This window comes from candidate division KSB1 bacterium, assembly GCA_034506255.1.
Taxonomy (GTDB): Bacteria; Zhuqueibacterota; Zhuqueibacteria; order Zhuqueibacterales; family Zhuqueibacteraceae; genus Coneutiohabitans; species Coneutiohabitans thermophilus.
In genome coordinates this window covers 39,744-57,391 of sequence record JAPDPX010000013.1, presented here as the reverse complement: position 1 = coordinate 57,391, position 17,648 = coordinate 39,744, and the positions used below count along the sequence as shown (strand labels likewise).

Below are 17,648 nucleotides of genomic sequence, written 5' to 3'. Positions count from 1 at the left end.
TCCTTTCCGCAGCCGCATGCCCTTTTACCCGGGCAGCGCGGGCCGTGCCATGGCCACACTCACTCACAGCAGCCATGATGCTTGATGCTCTCACCCCGCATGCGGTGAACCTCATAATCGCCGGCAGCATCGCGCTGTTTCTGGCGTGGTTTGCCAGCCTGTTTGCCCTGCAAGTGTATCGTGCGCAGGGCTTCGTGGTATTCGCGGGTCTGGTCACCACCGAGCTGCTCAAGCTGCTCTACCTGCTCACCCTCGCCGGGCAAGCCCTTCCGGCACTCGCCTGGACCGGCAGGCACAGCCTGGAATTCGTGGCGCATGGTTTCCTGCTCGGCTTGAGCCTGCATTGGCTGCTCATGGCGTTTCTCGCCTTTCGCCTGCCTTCTCCCAAACCCAAACCGTATCTGCGGTACTGGCTTGCCGGCGGTGCCCTCACCTTGTCCCTGCTTTTCGGTCTTGCCCTGTGGCACACTCGCGGGTTGAGCGCATGGTCGCCGGCACCGCCCACGCTCGCGCTGCTGGAACAAATCGCGGCCGGCATTTGTGCCGGCTGCTTTTTGCTGGCTGCGATCAGCGCGCTGTTGCGCTGGTGGCGCAGCCGCAACGGGCTGTGGCTTTGGCTGGCAGCCGCGGCGTTGAGCCAGTCCGGCACGACGGCACTGCAGTTTCTCCTGCCCTTCGCCGCCCTGCCCGTCACGCTCACCCTCGGCCTGGCCAGCCTGTTCATCATTGTGGGATTGGCCGCCGATCGCGGCCGTTTTCTGCGACTGGAGGCCGAGCTGCGCAAAAGCCTGCTGGAAAACAACCTCGAGCTGGAAGCGCGGGTGTACAGCCAAAGTGCCACTCTGGCGTTGATGAGCGAAGCCGTGGTGCATCTCGATCTGGACGGCCGCATTCTTTTCGTCAATGACGGTTTTCTCCAACTCGCGGGGGTGACGTCTGCGAATGGCATCAATGGCCGGCTGTTGCGTGACGGCGTTGCAGCGGAAATGTACCAGGCGCTGCAACCATTGCTGCGCGACATGCGGCACGGGCACAGCGGCCAAACCGAAATCCGCCTGCCCACAGCCGCCGGCGCGCGTGTGTTGCGCGCGACTTATGCGCCGCTGCGCAACGAAACGCAGCGTGTCACCGGCATGCACCTGGGGCTGCAGGAAATCACGGCTGAGCACGCCGCCAGGCAGGCGCTGCAGGAAACAGTCGCGCGTCAGGCGGCTGAATTGCAAATCCTGCAGCAGAGTTTCACGCAGGCCACGCTGGCCATGGCACTCACCGATGCAGCAGACAAAATCGTCACAGTGAATCCCGCCTTCGAAAGATTGTTCGGCCTTTCCCGGTCGGAGCTTGTGGGCCACGCGCTGCCTTTGCTGTTCGAACCGGACTCTTTTCCGGCGGAGGCAATCAACCGGCGGCTGTCACAGCAACAACCCTGGCAGGGTGAGGTGAACAGCGCCAGCACCCTGCCGCGAGGATTCACCTGCGAGCTGACGGCAGTACCGCTCGTGGCCGGCGATCCGCCGTCGCTGCGCCACTTCTGGATGGTGCAAGATCTCAGCGAGCGCCGGCAAACCGCGGAGGAACTTGCACGCCATGCTGCCGCCACGGCAGCCGTGCAGCAGGAATTGGCGGCGCAACGGCTCCACTATGATGCCGTGCTGGATGCGCTCGAGGACCTTCTCATTGTGGTCGATGCCACAGGCCGTTGCCTGCATCTGAATGCCAGAGCGCAACAGCGCCTGGGTGTCACCGCGGCCGGGATGACACCGGCCATGCTGCCCGGCTTTTTTCAGGAGCTGCAGCGCCTGATGCAATACGGCGGGGCGGTCAAGATCGAATTTCAGCAGTTCGACGCGCCGGTGCAAACCCGCGGCGGTGAGATGCTCATCTGCCGGTGGAATGCGCGGCCGTTGTTCAATTCTCAAAAAGAATATGCCGGGGCAGTGGCCTGGGGCCGCGAGCTGGCCGAAAGCGAGCGGCTGCGGCGCAGCGCGGACCCGGACGATCTGGAGGCCAAAACCGGGGCCACGACGGCCGCACTGCGACGCCGCGTCGATCGACTCGGCAAGGTCCTGGAAATCGGCGAGAGCATCCGGCTGGGCGTGGGTCTGGAGGTGATTATGCCGGCGATCGCTTCGGCCATTGCGGCACTCGGCTGGCAGCGGGTGGTGGTTTATCAGGCGGCCGGGGAGGGCGATTATTTGTTGGCAGCCAGCACCGGCTTTGCGGAAAATGGCCAGCGCCTGCCGCGGAGTTTGCGCAAGCTCGCGCATGCCGATCTCGTTCCCTATCTGCTGGAGCAATGGCGCGTCAGCCAATCATTCCTGCTGCAGGCGCAAAACCTGCCGGAGGGCCGGCCGCGCTTTTTGCCGCCAGATTGGGATCTTCCCGGCACCGGTGACTGGCAGAAACATGATTGTCTGCTGGTGCCCATTCGCGGTCGTGAACGCTGGGACGGTCTCATTCTCGTCTTCAATCCGCAGGACGGCCGCCAGCCCGGCCGGGAAGAAGTGCGGGACATCGAAAGGATCGCCGACGGTGCGGCTTTGGCGATGGCAAACAATCGTCTGCTGGCGCTGCACGCCGCCAATGTGCGCCAGGCCAAATTGCTCGCGCAAATCGGCAATGCCTTTCAAGCCGCCGCAACCTTGCAGGGCGTGGTCAGCGAGATCGCCGCACTGGCGGCACAAGCCCGGGCACAACCGGTTTTCCTGGCGGTGCAGGTGGAGAACGAGACGCGCGAAAGCCGCGAGGGCGGGGAGCCCACCGCGCCCTGGGTGCTGGCACTGGGACAGCCGGGCCGCGGCGAAAAAGGCCGCAGCAGGAATCTCACGCTGCGCGAGGTGCCGACTGCCAGCCTCACGCCGCTTTTTGAGCGCGCACTGCGTGAAGCGGTGGCGCACGTGGAGTTGCCAGAGGCGCCCTGGCCGGAATTGGCGGGTGTAAAGGCCGGCACCTCAGGCACCGCAAAACTCATGGCATTGCGCTCACGCGGCCGCGTTTTTGGATTGCTGCTGGCCTTCAATGCGGAAGCCACCGTCACCGAAGCGTTCGACCGGGATTTGCTGGCGCAAATCACGCTCACGCTCGACAACGCGCGCTTGTTTCATCAGGCGGAGGCCCGCGCGCAGGCACTGGCGCGCGCCAACCAACACATCTCGGATTTTCTCGCCAGCGTGTCACACGAACTGCGCACGCCGTTGCACGCCATCCTGCAGTTCTCCGAAATCCTGCGCGAACAAACCGCCAACCAGCTCGCGCCCGGGCAGCGGCATCAGCTCGAGATCGTGCATCGCAGCGGCCGCAACCTGCTGCAGCTCATCGACGACATTCTCGACTTGAGCAAAATCACCGCCGGCAAAATGGAGGCGCTGCTGGAGGAGTTTGATCCGGCCATGCTGATTCGTGAGACGGTCGAAACCGTGCGGCCGCTGTGTGAGCGGAAAAAACTGGCGCTGCAGCTTGATTTGTCCGAAACGCTGCCGCCGCTGATTCGCAGCGATCGCAACATACTTGCACGCGGCCTCACCAATTTGCTGGGCAATGCCGTCAAATTTACCACCCGGGGGGAGATTGCCGTGACGGCACAATTCCAGCCGCCACTGCTGCGTCTGGCCGTGCGCGACACCGGCATCGGCATTCCTGCCAAACGTCTCACCGAAATCTTTGAGCCGTTCCGGCAACTGGAGGCCGGTGAATCCCGGCGCCAGGGCGGCACCGGGCTGGGTCTGGCAATTTCGCAACGGCTGCTCGCGATTCTGGGCGGCACCATCACGGTGGCGAGCACACCGGGCGAGGGTTCCACCTTCACAATGACAGTGCCGGTGGAAGTGCCGCGCGCAAAAGCCGCGGGCAAAACGCCCGCCGGCCAGCCGCAAACCCGTGTGCGACCAGCCACTGCGGCCGGGAAATGGCGCCGCCTGCGACCTCACATCCTCGTGGTCGAAGATGACGAAAACACCCGCTATGCGATGCAATACATTCTGGAGGAACAGGGCTATCAGGTGAGTTTTGCCGAAGGCGGTGAGCAGGCGCTGTGGAAGGCGCAGCATGAACGGCCGCATCTGATTTTGATGGACATCATGCTGCCGCAGATGGACGGCTATCGCGTCGCCCGCACCCTCAAAACGCAGAAACAGCTCGCGCACATTCCCGTGGTGGCGCTCACCGCGGCCGCGATGAAAGGCGATCGGGAAAAGGCGCTCGCCGCCGGCTGCGATGACTATCTCACCAAACCCTTCGCCAAAAAGGATATTCTGGCGATGATTGAAAAATGGCTGGCAAATGACAAGCGTTGAACCGCTGCGCGCGCACGCCGGCGCATGACTTTCTTTGACAGGAAGAACTGGATTGAGGCCGCTCCGGTGAATGCAGACCTGCTTCAGACACAGTTATGTGGCTTTACTCCAACCCGCACGAACCGGCGGCAAAAAGGATTCATCGCCCACGAAAGGGCGACTCCCGCGAAAATCAAAAGCTTTCTTCATGGCAGTTCCATTGTCGGTGGAGAAAGCCCGGCCTTTTTGCAAAGATTGTGCTCGTAACACAGACATCCTGTCTGCAAACCAGTGCAGGCAGGATGCCTGCGTTACAAAATCTTTGTGGTCGTGATAATTTTTCCAGACTAATACTATACCAAACTGATTCGCAGCCGTCCAGAAACAAGAAAACCGTCCGGCCCCCACGGCAAACGGGGGGCGAAGGAGACGCTTTCGTTTCTGACGCCGTCTGCAAACGGACGTTTCCCGTGTCCGTCCGAAATCACGAACTTTGGAGAAAATGCTCCTGCACTGGCTCGGCCATTGCAGAAGAGAATCCCCGGGGTTCACAACACCCTGCGTTTTGGAAACCCCGACTCATTCGGATTGTCGGACAGACGCTATTTATGGAGTGCATCGCCCAAATGGCCGCACAAAAGGATGCTCGCAAAATTCTCAGCAAGCTGGCGCACGACCTGCGCAACCGGGTGAACACCGCCCAACTCAATCTCGAAGCTGCCGGGCTGCTCGCCGGCAAACTCACCGGCCCCCAGGCCGAACGGCTGCAGCAGCATCTGCGCATCGTGGCGGACGAGCTGTCCAAACTGCAGGCGGCGGTGGTGCAAGCAACGGAGCAATTGTGAATTCCGAACGTGATCAAATTCTGCTGGCGGATGACGAACCCGAAGTGCTCTTCGGGTTGGAGACGCTGCTTCAGGATTCCTATCGCATCCTCACGGCCACCAGCGGCGGGCAGGCCTGGCACCTGTTGCAGGCGGAAGACATTGCCGTGGCGCTGGTCGATCTTACCCTGCCGGATCTCGACGGTCTGCAGGTGTTGCAGCGCGTGCGGAAAAACCGGCTGGCGAGCCAGTTGATTCTGATTACCGGCCACGGCAGCATCGACACCGCCGTCGAGGCCATGCGCCAGGGTGCCTATGATTATCTCACCAAGCCGGTGGAAAGCAGGCGGCTGCGCCAGGTGGTGGCCAAAGCCGCGGAGAAATACCGCCTGCAGCTTTCCAATCGGGCGCTGGCGCGGCAACTGCGCGCCCTCACCAGCTACGAGGATTTGCTCGGGCAGAGCGAGGCCATGCGCGAGGTTTACCGGCTGATCGAAACCGTGGCCGGCACCGATGCCACGGTGTTGCTCACCGGTGAAAGCGGCACCGGCAAGGAGCTGGTGGCGCGTGCCATTCATCGCCGCAGCCACCGCCGCCAGGCCCGCTTTGTTGCGTTGAATTGCTCGGCCCTGCCCGGCGAAATCCTGGAAAACGAGTTGTTCGGCCATGAAAAGGGCGCCTTTACCGGTGCGCTCGGCGAGAAGCCCGGCTGCTTCGAGCTGGCGGATGGCGGCACCCTGTTTTTCGATGAAATCGGCGAGATGCCCTTCGAGCTGCAGGCCAAGCTGCTGCGCGCCCTGGAAGAACGCAGTTTTCGCCGGCTGGGCGGCCGCGAGGAAATCCGCGTCGACGTGCGCCTGATTTCCGCCACCAACCGCGATGTGCGCGCCGCGGTGCGCGACAAAGTCCTGCGCGAGGATCTGTTCTACCGCCTGGCGGTGGTGGAAATCGAGCTGCCGCCTTTGCGCGAACGTCTGAGCGATCTGCCGCTGCTGGTGAATGATTTCATAGCGCGCTTTGCTGAAAAAAACGCCAAACAGGTCGAGGGCATCTCCCGTGAGGCACTCGACCTGTTGCGGCGTTACTCCTGGCCCGGCAACGTGCGCGAACTGCGCAACGTCATCGAACGCGCGGTGATTCTCTGCCCCGGCCGCGAAATCACCGTCACCGACCTGCCCAAACACCTCGCCAGCGCGGAAAACACCACGGCGCTCACTCTTCCGCCCGACACCACCCTGGCAGAGGCCGAACGCCTGCTGATCCTGCGCACGCTGGCACGGCACCAAAACAACAAAACCAAAACCGCCGAAGTTTTGGGCATCAGCGTGAAGACCCTGCACAACAAGCTGGCGCGATATCAGAATGAGGCCTCGTGATCATTGCCGGTAAAAACTGCCCGTTTTCTCCTTCCAGTCCGGTAAACTTTACCCACCGTTTCCCAATTCCCGCCCGACAAAAATCACGGCACGGACTGCCAGAGATGAGCTAACCGGCTGATTCTGCGGCCCGTTTGCCGGCAAGGCACCAACCCTTGTCCTGCCCGCGCCGCTCTGGCAATCATTTTGCTTTGAGAATGTGCGAGCCCACGCTGGCGCACAACACCCATGCGCCATCAAACAGGCAAAGTAAAATTGCTGCACGCGCACACTCATCAACTTTCGGAGAGGTTGCCTTATGTTGCTGCTGCTGCCGCTGCTGTTCGCGAGCATCTTCGGCTGGGTTATCGGCCACTTGTTTGCCCTGTGCGACCGCGCGCCGGAGCGCCAGCGCCGCTTGAATTACGCGCTGGGCATGGCGGGTGCGGCTGCCGGGGCGTTGCTGAGCAGTCTGGCGCCGGTCTTGTACAACAAACTTCTGGCGATCAGCCTGCTCGCCGCGGTGGTCACGCTGGCCCTGTTTCACGGGTTGCGCCGCGTGTCGGGCATGCACCCGGGTTGAGCCAAACCGCGGTTTGTGAACGCCCCTTCGAATCTCAAACAGGCAGGAGGTTGCGATGAAGAAAATTCTGCTGGCCGGATTTTGCGGCCTGATTATGCTGCTGGTGCTGGTGCATGACAGCGTGCTGCTGAGCCGGCGGCGCTGGCTGGAGACACCGCGCTTGCACAAAGTGCAAAAGGGTGAATCGCTCAGCAAGCTGGCCAAAGAGCATTACGGCGAAGCCGGTTATTGGCGGGAGCTGGCACTGGTCAATCGCGCCCCCAATCCCGATCACCTCGAGCCGGAAGAGCAGATCCTGCTGCCCGCCGCCAGTGTGATCGTAAATCTGCGCAAAGCCCGCACGATCACCGGCGTCAACACCCTGGTCGAACAACAACAGCTCCTGGCGCAGCAGGCGGGCCGGCAAGGCAGCGCCTCAGCGCGATCGACCGCAACCGCCACCTCCATGCCCGTTCCGGCGCCCGAAGTGAATCACACGCCGGTGACTGAACCGGCGCCGATGCCGGCACCGCAGAGGTCGCAGCCTGAGCCGGACATCCCACAATCGCAGCCGGAGGCTTCCGGTGATCGGTCCTGGTTTTGGTTGATTCTTGGCCTGGTGTTGCTCGGCGGTCTGGTGGCATTCGTGTTCTATCGTCGCCGCCAGGAGGGACAGGCCGCACAGGAGCAGAGGGAACAGGAGGGTCTGTTCCGTCGCCGGCCAACCCCGGTGGAGGAAGCTGCCGGCACAGGAGAGAATCCGCAAAATTTTCCCAACGATCGCCGGTCCCTCATGCTCAGAAAAAACGCCGCGGTGGACACCACCGCCTGAGAGCCGCACCACGCCTGCGTGCCCGGGTTGACACGCAGCACCACGACTGGCGATCGACGATTGCTGCCGCCGCGGCAAAATGCGGCTGGCATTACCGCCGCCAGCCACGCTCGCAAACCTTCAAATAAAAATTTTCCGACAGGATTTTTTCGCGCAGACCCCCATTCCCTTCCCCTTCAACCTCGTGTCGGCTTTCGTCAATGCCCCTGGTGGCGGGAGCCGATTTCCTCCGACGAGGAGCACGACACAGTACGTGTCGTGTTCCTCTTTTTTCCCGCCGGCAAACATTCCCGTGACAGCTGGCCGTGAAACGCATGCGCTTTGGATGCAACGGCCGACCGGCCTGAAGCAAGAACGTTTTCCATAGCGCGGTCACAGCCGCAACCGAATCTGTAGACGAAAAAACCGCAAAGCGCGCAGGATTTCCATGTGTTCTTCACGCTTTTGCGTGCAATCATGCGCAGGAGGCGATTGACAGAAACTTTGAAATCAGCGCCAGGTGAAACGGGCCAGCAGGCGGGAGGAAAAGTGGAAAGTGAGGAAAGGGATCGCTATCGGTGTGATCACGGCCGGCGGTCATGCGCTGGCGTCAGACACACCGTGCCGGAAAGGCGGGGCCAAATCCAGCGCTTCATAGATGAGTTGGCGGAGATAGCGGATTTCGAAGGGCTTTTCGAGATAGAAGGCGGTGCCGCGCGCTTCGATCTCCCGGCGGAGATCATGCGAGCCGTGCGCGGTCATGATGATCACCTTGGTGGCGGGATGATCGCGCCGGATGTCTTCCAATAGTTGCAGACCGTCGCGGCCCGGCATGCGAATGTCCGACACAACCACATCCACGCGCCGTTGCGCCAGGACCGCGAGGGCGGCGTTGCCATCGGCCGCGCAAACGACCTGGAAATGCCGGTCGTTCTTCTCCAGCGTCTTGGCGATGCTCCAGGTCAGATCATCTTCATCGTCGACGATCAAGATGCACTTGTTGCTGAGATTTTCGTTCATGTTGAAGCGACGGCTGTCAGCGACCGTTGCGGTCTCTTGTCTCTTCGGCTCCGGTCGATGGACGGCGGAATACATGTTTGGGCATCGTCTCTCTGATTCGTGAAACTCGGAAGAGATTGGGTGGCTGGCATGACTTCCTGCGCAAAGCGAACAACTTGTCACATTACAACGCGCGTTGTGAAGCAAAGCCAGTTTTTATTCACTGAGCAAAGCAGGTGCCATTCAGCATCAGGGATGGGGAGCATGTGGGAAGAGGACACGGATGGAATATACCGGCTTAACAAATCTAAAAACAGGCAGAAACGGCGGGGGAGGGTCGTGAAATCTTTGTAACAAATCATATTGCTTGTCAAAGCGGCGCAGTCTCCTCCGCGGGCGGCGTAAAAACGAGCATGTGGTGATCAATTTTCGAACGCTGCTCATCCCGGGATTTGATAGAGTCGCATCTTCTCGCGCAGGGTGGAGCGGGAGATGTTGAGGGCACGGGCAGTGCGGGACTTGTTGCCCTTGTTTTGCGCCAGCACATTTTGAATGTGAATCTTCTCCATCTGTTCGAGTGAAAGGGGGGGATTCATCCCGCCGGCGGCAGAAAGCGGAGCCGCGAAGAAAACCGAATTGCGGCTCTTTTCATCGCGCAGCTCCATCGGCAAATGTTCGGGCTTGAGCACGGAATCCTGGCAGAGGATCACCGCGCGCTCGATGACGTTCTTCAGCTCGCGCACGTTGCCGGGCCACTGGTAGAGGCGCAGCAGCTCCTCCGCCTCGGGCGAGATGCCGGTGATGTTTTTGTTGAACTCATGATTGTTGCGCTCGATGAACAGCGAGGCCAGCGGAATGATGTCTTCGGTGCGCTCGCGCAAGGGCGGCAGCACAATCACCATCACCTTGAGGCGGTAATACAAATCCTCGCGGAACGAGCCTTCGCGCACCATTTCCTGCAAATCGCGGTTGGTGGCCGCCACCAGGCGCACGTCGATCTGGATGTCGGCAGTGCCGCCGATGCGGCGGAAGGTTTGCGTTTCCAGCACCCGCAGCAGCTTGGGCTGCAGGGCCAGGCGCATGCTGGAAATTTCGTCGAGAAAGATGGTGCCGGTGTCAGCCAGCTCGAAGATGCCCTTCTTCAGCGTCTTGGCGTCAGTGAAGGCGCCCTTCTCATGGCCGAAGAGCTCGGATTCCAGCAGGCTTTCGGGGATCGCGCTGCAGTTGATGGGCACGAAGGGCTTGTCGCGACGGCTGCTCCACTGGTGCACGGTGTTGGCCACCAGCTCCTTGCCGGTGCCGCTTTCACCCTGAATCAGCACCGAGGTGCGCGGCGTCTCGCTCACGATGCGGATCATGTTCTTGATTTCCTGCATGACGCGGCTGTTGCCGAACAGCTCGGTGCCGGGAAATTTGTCGCGTTGCTGCTGCTTCAGCCGGGAGACTTCGCGCTTGAGGCTCACGGTCTCCAGCGCCTTGGCCACCACCAGCTTGACTTCGTCGAGTTCGAAAGGTTTGGTGAGATAGTCGAAAGCGCCGACTTTCATGGCTTCGACCGCGGGCTTGGGATCATTGGCGAGCGCGGTCATCATGATCACCATGATGTCGGGATCGACCTCCTTGGCAAATTCCAGCACCTTGATGCCGAGCATGTCGGGCAGGCGCAAATCCAGCAGCGCGAGATCGATGATCTCGCTTTTGAGAATTCGCTTGGCATCGGCACCGGTGAACGCCGTCAACACCTTGTGCCCGCTCTTGCGGAACACTTCCGCCAGCGTTTGGCAGAGATCGGTGTTGTCTTCCACGATCAGAATTTTGGCTTGTTCGAGCACAGCGATTCACTCCTCTCGATCAACGCGAACGCTTGGCTTGCTCCCGCCGCCGGGCGGGGGTGGGGCACCGTCCGCCGTTACACGGCCGGCAGCAACAGGTTGAATGTGGTGCCCCGGCCGAGAACGCTGCTCACCTGGATGTCGCCGTGATGTTCCTCGATGATGCGATAAACGATCGACAATCCCAGACCCGAGCCCTGCGGTTTGGTGGTGAAAAAAGGATCGAAAATGGCCGACAAATTTTCCTGGGCGATGCCTTCGCCGGTGTCACTGACCACCACCTCGGCATACAGGTTTTTGCCGCCGGGCGCTGCCTGGTTGCCGCGGCCATCGCGGCGGTGCAGGGTGGTCAGCCGCGGCCGGGAGTGCAACGACAGACTGCCGCCATTGGGCATGGCATCGATGGCATTGAGAAAGAGGTTCAAAAACACCTGCTGGATTTGATGAAAATCGACATACACCAGCGGCAAATCCTGGGCATAATATTCTTCGAAACGAATGTCGGTGCGCTCGAAGCGCTGCTGCATCAGGCCCTTGACCTCGTTGACGATGTCCTGCAGCCGGCAGTGCTGGCGCATCGGCGATTTCGGCCGGGCGTAGGAAAACAGCGTGCGCAGCAGCTCGTCCATGCGGTTGACCTGGCGGATGATGCGCGCCACATATTCGCGCTTGCTGTCGCCCGGTTCGAGGTCCTCCTCCAGCGTTTGTGCCACGGTTTTGATGCCGGCGAGCGGGTTGCGGATTTCGTGCGCGATGCCGCTGGCCAGCACCCCCAGCGAGGCCAGGCGGTCCATGCGCAACACCTCGGCCTGCATCTGTTTGATCTGGGAAATGTCACGGAAGGAGATGATGAGGCCCACCCGGCGGTTGCGGTTGTCGCGCCGCGAGGTGAGCGTGAAGCCGATGGGGATGCGCTTGCGATCCTTGCGGGTCAGCTCCATTTCACGATGCAGCAGCGGCGAGCCGCCCTCGCCGGCATCGGGGTCGGACAGGAGCTGCTGCACCTCCTCCGCGGGGAAAAGCTCCTCCATGTAACGCCCGATCGCCTCGTTTGCCTGCCAGCCCAGCGCCTGCTCCGCGGCAAGATTGAAAGAGGTGATGCGGCGGTCGAGATCGAGCGTGATCAACCCCGAGCCGATGCTCTGCACGATGCTCTCGTTGAAGTTCTTGAGTTCGGTGATCTCCTGTTCGAGCTTCTTGCGCTGGGTGACGTCGCGCGCGATGCCGACGCAGCCCACCACCTCGCCGCGCTCGAACATCGGGTTGATGTTGGTGGAGAGGTGAATCAAGCGGCCGGCCTGGGACCGCACGCGCATTTCGAAGATGCGCGACTTGCCGTTCAGCGTGTTGCGAAAGTTGGTTTCCACCACCTCGCGATCCTCGGGGATCACCATTTCCACCAGCGGCCGGTCTTTCCAGGCCTCGCGCAGGTGGCCGGTGAGCGCCGAAATCCGGCGGTTGATGAAGACAAATTCGCCGCGGGCATTGAGGGTGAAAATCAGATCGCTGGCGTTTTCGATGAGATCCTGGTATTTGTACTCGGTGCGCTTGATGCGCTGTTCGACCTCGCGGCTGCGCTGGCGCTGATCATGCAGCAGGAAAACGTTTGCGATCACGTTCATCAATTCATGGCCGGCAAACGGCTTCTCCAGAAACATGCGCAATCCCATCTGAAACAGCCGTGCCTGGTTGACCTCCGCCATCTTCCTGTCCGACAGCATGATGACGGGGGTGTCGCTCACCGGTTTGTAGTAGGGGTTGCCGGTCAGCTCCTGCATCACTTCCGCGCCGTTCATGCCGGGCATGTCATAGTCGAGCAGCACCAAATCGGGATGGAGCGTGCGAATGCACTGCAGGCCCTCCTCTCCCGAGGCGGCCTCGGCAAAGGCATAGCCGTGGCTGCGCACAATGCGACCCAGCACCTCGCGCTCGTTGGGGTCGGCAGCAATGAGCAGCAGGCGGCGCACGGCGGGCGGGGCGGGGACGGCGCCCTCCTCGCGCGCACCGGCTGCCGCGAGTTGGTCAATCATACCCGTTTCAAATGGCATCATGAGATTGGGACATGCAGTTTTGCCTGCTGGCCGGCAGCGGGCCAGGCTGATCCCGCGCGGGATGCAAGGCCGGATTAGGGGTGCAAGCGCGCCGGCTGGCGCATCGGGATGCAGTGCCGGAGATGGGGAGCGCAGAGCGCAACGAAGTCCACAACCGAAAAAGCCGCGGCGAACAGGCCCGGCGCCCATGGGGCGCAGCTCAGGAATAATGCGGGCTCATCGCCGCTTCGATCTCCTCGTCGGCGCCGGCTTCGTGCAGCTTGCCGTTGTACTTCGGGAGATTGAAGGAAAAGGTCGAACCCTCACCGACCTTGCTCTTGACCTGAATGGAGCCGTTGTGCAGTTCAATAATTTCCTTGACCAGGGACAGGCCGAGGCCGGTGCCCGTCACCTCGCGCACCTTGTCATTGTCGGTGACGCGATAAAATTTTTCGAAAATGCGCGGCAGCGATTTTTCAGAGATGCCATAGCCATTGTCCTCGATCTCGAACAGCACGTCGTTGTCGCGCTCCTTCAGGCGAATCTCAATGGCGGTGTTTTCCGGGCTGTATTTCACCGCATTGTTGAACAGGTTGAGAATGACCTGTTCCATCATGTCCTTGTCACCGTAGACCAGCGGAATGTCCGGCGCCACCTTGACGCTCACCACGATGCCTTTCTTCTCCGCCTGATGCAGATTGACATCCAGCACCTTGTCCAGCACGTCGGTGATCTGCATCGGCGCCTTCTTCATCTGAATCTTGCCCGCTTCGATCTTGGAGATGTCGAGAAACTTGTTGATCAGCTCGCTCAGGCGGTTGGATTCTTTCAGGATGATGCCGGCATATTCCTCCGCCTGCTCGCGGCTGACGGTGGGATCGAGCAACAGTTCGCTGAAACCCGAGATCGAGGTGAGCGGCGAGCGCAGTTCATGGGCGACCATGGAGACCAGCTCGGTTTTCATGCGGTCGATCTCTTTCTCGCGCGTGACGTCACGCAGGATGGCGACGATGCCGATCAGTTCGCCCTTCTCATTGATCACCTTGGCGGCGCGCGCCTGCAGGAAGATGTTGCGCCAGGTCTTGGTGGATTTGATGACAATCTCGCTCTCGGACACCCAGACACCGGGCTTGTCTTCGTCGCGCACTTTGCGCAAAAACTGCAGCAAGGGTTGATTGCTGATGCAGCTCGCAATCGGCTTCTCCAGGCATTGGCGCTCGCGAATCCCGAACCAGCCCTCCATCACCGAATTGAGCATCATGATCTTGTTGTCGACGTCGATGCCGATGACGCCGTCGGCGAGGTTTTTGAGGATGGATTCGTTCTTGATCTTCTCGTTGATCAGGCGGTTGAGATCCATGTCCCGCAGGCGGCGCAGCTCGGTGGTCATATAATTGAAGATCTGCGCCAGGCGGCCGATTTCATCGTTGGATTCGATCGCGACCCGTTCGCTGAAATTGCCGCGTGCAATCGCGGTGGCGGTTTTGATGAAATGGGTGATCGGCCGGCTGATGCGTCTGGAAAGATAGTAGGAGCCCCCCAGCGCCAGCAGGATGGCAAAACCGGTTGCCGCATAAAAGCCGGTGACCACCGTGTGGGTTGGATCAAAGCCGTGCTCCGCCGCCACGCGCAAGAGATACACCCACGACACCAGCAACGGCAGCAAGGACACGATAACCGTGATGAAAAAAACTTTGCGGAAGATCGTCTTTTTCTTGAAGAACACCCAATCCACTGTGCTTTCCCTTGGCATGAAATGAGGAAGCCGGGCGTGCAAACCGGAAAGCCGTCTCCGCCGGCCGCGAAGGGCTGTCGGCGCGCCGCACTCTGGGCGTCCCCTGCGGCGCGAGGCCCAGACCAGTTTCTATGCAAACACCGCGGGGTCTGACCGCGACACAGACGGGATCACCCCCTGCGGCACGAACCCCAACCCGCGATTGCGCATATGCGTGATCAAACACACCGGATTGATCACGGCGGCGTTACTCCACCACCACTTGATTGCGCCCGCCCTGCTTGGCGTGATACAGCCGTTTGTCAGCCACCGCAATCAGCTCATTCACTTCCATGGCATCATGCGGGAAGGTCGCCACCCCCAGACTGATGGTGACCCGGCCGTTGGCGCGCGCAGCCAGCGGTTCGAACTGCGCCAGCTCGACCAGTCGCCGCATTTTTTCCGCCACCACCGCGGCGGCGGACTTGCCGGTCTCCCCCAACACCAGACAAAATTCCTCCCCGCCATAGCGGGCGGCAATATCGATCTTGCGAATGTTCTCCTTCAGCAGGCGCGCCACCGTGCTCAACAACTGGTCGCCGGCGGGATGACCATAGGTATCGTTGAACTTCTTGAAATGATCGATGTCGATCATGATCACCGACACTTCTGAGCGGTGGCGCAAGGCGCGGTACAGCTCCTGCTCGAGATGCTCTTTCAAATAGCGATGGTTGTACAAACCCGTCAACCCGTCGGTGATGGCCAGTTGCCGCAGGCGCTCCTTGGCCTGCTCCAGTTCCCTGACTTTGGCGTTGAGTTGATCGTGCAGTTCTTTAATGCGCAGCAGCGATTTTACCCGTGTGAGCAGCTCGAGCTTGTTGAACGGTTTACTGACGAAATCATCGGCGCCCGCTTCGGTGGCGCGAATCTTGTCCTCAATTTCGTTGAGGGCGGTGACCATGATCACCGGAATAATGCGGGTGGCCTCGTCGTTCTTCAGGCGCTCGCACACTTCGAAGCCGTTGAACTTCGGCATCATCACATCGAGCAATACCAAATCCGGATGGCAGGCGGCCACCTTCTCCAGCGCCTCCTGGCCATCCCGGGCCGCGATCACATTATAACCCACCGACGAGAGATAAGTGGTTAATAGCTGCACATTGACGGCGACATCGTCGACAACCAAAATCTTGCTCTTGCTCGTGTCCTTGTTGGAAAGTCCTGTAGTCATGACAGAGAACCAGTTCGTGCTGCAATACGCAGGCCCGGCCTGGATGAAAATTGATCATCGGCTGGGTGCGAAAGTACAATCACCCTTCTTTTTTGTCAAGCAGTTTCTTATTGCACAAGTTCTTGCTCCAGAAGCAGTCGGAAATTTACCACTTTGAGCCGGTAGTTGCGCTTGACAATTCAGAATTATATACAGACAGCAGCCTGCGGTGCAGATCGATGGCAGAAATTTCAAGGCGCAGCCCACACCTGCATCGCCGCCAAACAGGTGTTCACATGAATCGTCACGGTATCGTCGGTATTGCAGGCATACCCACCCCCCAGCGTAACGGCCACCGGGATGCTGCGCGCCTTGGCCAGATTGAAGACAAGCTCATCACGCCGGCGCAAGCCCGCGATGCTCAGACTCAAGTCACCGAGTTGATCATCGCGATAAGGATCGGCACCCGCCTGATAGAGAATCAACTCCGGCCGGAAAGCATCGAGCACGCGCGGCAGGTGTGCGTCCAGAAGGCCGAGATATTCTTCATCCTGCACGTGATCAGGCAGTGGAATGTCGAGATCACTCTGCTGCTTGACCGGATACAGATCCTCCTGATGAATGGAGAAAGTGAAGACGGTGTCATCGCCCGCAAAAATTTTGGCGGTGCCGTTGCCCTGATGCAGGTCGCAATCAATCACCATCGCGCGCCGGATTTTGCCCCGCGCCTGCCATTCCCGCACTCCCAGCGCAAGATCATTGAGATAGCAAAACCCCTCGGCCTTGTCGGCAAAGGCGTGATGGAAGCCGCCGCCGATATGCACCGCCGCGCCCTCTTCCAGCGCCAGGGCCGCCGCGCGAATCGTGCCCCCCGCCGCCAGTCGCGCCATCCCGATCACCGCGTGGTTCAAAGGCAGTTCGGAATAAGCGGTGCGAGCGGTGAGTTTGAGCTCGTCCAAATCGGCGAGATATTCCGGCGTGTGCACGCGCAGCAATTGCTCGCGCGTTACCGGCTGCGGGTTTTCGAATTGTGCCTCGGGCAGGTGGAGCTGCCGGCGCAGGCGCTCGTACACCATGCGATACTTCACCACCGGGAACACATGCGGGCCAATATCGACGCAGTAAGCGGGGGAATAAATGAATTTCATGCGTGCGAACTCATCGTATCATTGCGGGAAAATTTGTGCGAAAGTTCGCGATTTCTCAGGCGGTGCCGGCGCCTGCGACTTGTTCGCGGCCGGCAGGCCCGGAGCGTTGCCGGCCGGCGGTGGACATCAAAGCCGGAGGCGGGCGGCGGCGGCGCGATCCAAAAACCATGTGACGGCCCCGTGTTCCGGCTGCACCTGCCGTGCCGGAATCGCCGGAGCGGCCGGCCCGGGTTGCAGGGCATGCGCAACCATCTCCGCCTTGTCCGCGCCGGTGACGAGAAACCAGACATTCGCGGCGGCATTGATCACCGGCAGGGTGAGGGTCAACCGCATGGTCTGCAATTGCGGCACCGGATTTTCGGCGACCAAGCGTGCTCGTTCCGCCAGTGCCGGTGTGCCGGGAAACAGCGAGGCCACATGGCCGTCAGTGCCCAGCCCGAGCAGAATCAGATCAAAAACCGGCAGTGCGCCAGGCGGCAAATCGAAAAACGCACGCAGTTCATTGGCATAGCTGCCCGCGGCCACTGCCAGATCGTAATAATCGGCGGGCATGCGATGCACATTGGCAACCGGCAGCGCAAGGTGGGCGAGCAAGACCTGGCGCGCCATGCCGTAGTTGCTGTCGGCATGATGGGGCGCAACGGCGCGTTCATCACCCCAGAAGAGATGCACCCGCTGCCAGTCGATGGCCCCGGCCAGAGGCGGCACGGCCAGACGGCGATACATCCCGGCCGGGGTTGCGCCACCCGACAAAGCCACTGCCAGGCGCCCGCGCCGGGCGATCACCTCCGCGGCCAGCGCCGCAAACTCCTCGGCGCTGCGCTGTGCCACCGCGGCCGCGTCATCAAGCATGATGATCTTCTGTTCGAGGCTCACGGCCGGACTCCGCCAC

13 protein-coding genes are annotated in these 17,648 nt (G+C 60.8%); 6 read left to right on the top strand and 7 right to left on the bottom strand.

Annotated elements, in window-relative coordinates:
• Positions 1 to 74 precede the first annotated feature (74 nt).
• The 5 genes from ONB52_20995 (at position 75) to ONB52_20975 (ending at position 7,844) form a co-directional block, all read left to right on the top strand.
• Positions 75 to 4,292, top strand: a complete 4,218-nt coding sequence (locus ONB52_20995; protein ID MDZ7418611.1) for a response regulator — start codon at positions 75 to 77, stop codon at positions 4,290 to 4,292.
• A gap of 605 nt (positions 4,293 to 4,897) precedes the next feature.
• Positions 4,898 to 5,116 (top strand): hypothetical protein, encoded by a 219-nt coding sequence (locus ONB52_20990; protein ID MDZ7418610.1) that lies wholly within the window; start codon positions 4,898 to 4,900, stop codon positions 5,114 to 5,116.
• Positions 5,113 to 6,471, top strand: coding sequence for a sigma-54 dependent transcriptional regulator (locus ONB52_20985; protein MDZ7418609.1), 1,359 nt, complete (start codon positions 5,113 to 5,115; stop codon positions 6,469 to 6,471). The genes ONB52_20990 and ONB52_20985 overlap by 4 nt, the downstream gene beginning before the upstream one ends.
• A 298-nt stretch (positions 6,472 to 6,769) precedes the next feature.
• Positions 6,770 to 7,033: a hypothetical protein gene (locus ONB52_20980; GenBank protein MDZ7418608.1), complete on the top strand. Its 264-nt coding sequence runs from the start codon at positions 6,770 to 6,772 to the stop codon at positions 7,031 to 7,033.
• Positions 7,034 to 7,088: 55 nt separating this feature from the next.
• A complete protein-coding gene (locus tag ONB52_20975) occupies positions 7,089 to 7,844 on the top strand; it encodes a LysM domain-containing protein (GenBank protein ID MDZ7418607.1) in 756 nt (251 codons plus the stop codon).
• A gap of 576 nt (positions 7,845 to 8,420) precedes the next feature.
• Here the strand turns inward: ONB52_20975 and ONB52_20970 are convergent.
• From ONB52_20970 to ONB52_20950, 5 genes are all read right to left on the bottom strand, one after another.
• The gene (locus tag ONB52_20970) at positions 8,421 to 8,843 is read right to left on the bottom strand and encodes a response regulator (GenBank protein MDZ7418606.1); all 423 of its coding nucleotides are present in this window, start codon (positions 8,841 to 8,843) and stop codon (positions 8,421 to 8,423) included.
• A 419-nt stretch (positions 8,844 to 9,262) separates the two neighbouring features.
• Positions 9,263 to 10,654 (bottom strand): sigma-54 dependent transcriptional regulator, encoded by a 1,392-nt coding sequence (locus tag ONB52_20965; GenBank protein ID MDZ7418605.1) that lies wholly within the window; start codon positions 10,652 to 10,654, stop codon positions 9,263 to 9,265.
• 77 nt (positions 10,655 to 10,731) lie between these two features.
• On the bottom strand, positions 10,732 to 12,684 hold the full coding sequence (locus ONB52_20960) for a PAS domain S-box protein (protein MDZ7418604.1): 1,953 nt from the start codon (positions 12,682 to 12,684) through the stop codon (positions 10,732 to 10,734).
• 220 nt (positions 12,685 to 12,904) lie between these two features.
• Entirely contained in the window at positions 12,905 to 14,419 is a 1,515-nt protein-coding gene (locus ONB52_20955) for a cell wall metabolism sensor histidine kinase WalK (GenBank protein MDZ7418603.1), read from the bottom strand.
• A gap of 247 nt (positions 14,420 to 14,666) precedes the next feature.
• Positions 14,667 to 15,629, bottom strand: coding sequence for a diguanylate cyclase (locus ONB52_20950; protein MDZ7418602.1), 963 nt, complete (start codon positions 15,627 to 15,629; stop codon positions 14,667 to 14,669).
• Between ONB52_20950 and ONB52_20945 the strand changes: the two genes are divergently transcribed.
• Positions 15,628 to 15,786: a hypothetical protein gene (locus ONB52_20945; GenBank protein ID MDZ7418601.1), complete on the top strand. Its 159-nt coding sequence runs from the start codon at positions 15,628 to 15,630 to the stop codon at positions 15,784 to 15,786. The two genes, ONB52_20950 and ONB52_20945, sit on opposite strands and share 2 nt — an antisense overlap.
• Before the next feature lie 73 nt (positions 15,787 to 15,859).
• On the opposite strand, the gene ONB52_20940 is transcribed toward ONB52_20945, so the two are convergent.
• Entirely contained in the window at positions 15,860 to 16,756 is an 897-nt protein-coding gene (locus tag ONB52_20940; GenBank protein MDZ7418600.1) for a histone deacetylase, read from the bottom strand.
• Between the two features lie 126 nt (positions 16,757 to 16,882).
• Entirely contained in the window at positions 16,883 to 17,632 is a 750-nt protein-coding gene (pgl, locus tag ONB52_20935) for a 6-phosphogluconolactonase (GenBank protein MDZ7418599.1), read from the bottom strand.
• Between the last annotated feature and the right edge of the window lie 16 nt (positions 17,633 to 17,648).

Coding starts and splice junctions, on each gene's coding strand:
- ONB52_20980 (MDZ7418608.1), top strand. CDS start 6,770: ATGTTGCTGCTGCTGCCGCTGCTGTTCGCGAGCATCTTCGGCTGGGTT.
- ONB52_20975 (MDZ7418607.1), top strand. CDS start 7,089: ATGAAGAAAATTCTGCTGGCCGGATTTTGCGGCCTGATTATGCTGCTG.
- ONB52_20945 (MDZ7418601.1), top strand. CDS start 15,628: ATGACAGAGAACCAGTTCGTGCTGCAATACGCAGGCCCGGCCTGGATG.
- ONB52_20970 (MDZ7418606.1), bottom strand. CDS start 8,843: ATGAACGAAAATCTCAGCAACAAGTGCATCTTGATCGTCGACGATGAA.
- ONB52_20940 (MDZ7418600.1), bottom strand. CDS start 16,756: ATGAAATTCATTTATTCCCCCGCTTACTGCGTCGATATTGGCCCGCAT.
- ONB52_20990 (MDZ7418610.1), top strand. CDS start 4,898: ATGGCCGCACAAAAGGATGCTCGCAAAATTCTCAGCAAGCTGGCGCAC.
- ONB52_20960 (MDZ7418604.1), bottom strand. CDS start 12,684: ATGATTGACCAACTCGCGGCAGCCGGTGCGCGCGAGGAGGGCGCCGTC.
- ONB52_20995 (MDZ7418611.1), top strand. CDS start 75: ATGATGCTTGATGCTCTCACCCCGCATGCGGTGAACCTCATAATCGCC.
- ONB52_20950 (MDZ7418602.1), bottom strand. CDS start 15,629: ATGACTACAGGACTTTCCAACAAGGACACGAGCAAGAGCAAGATTTTG.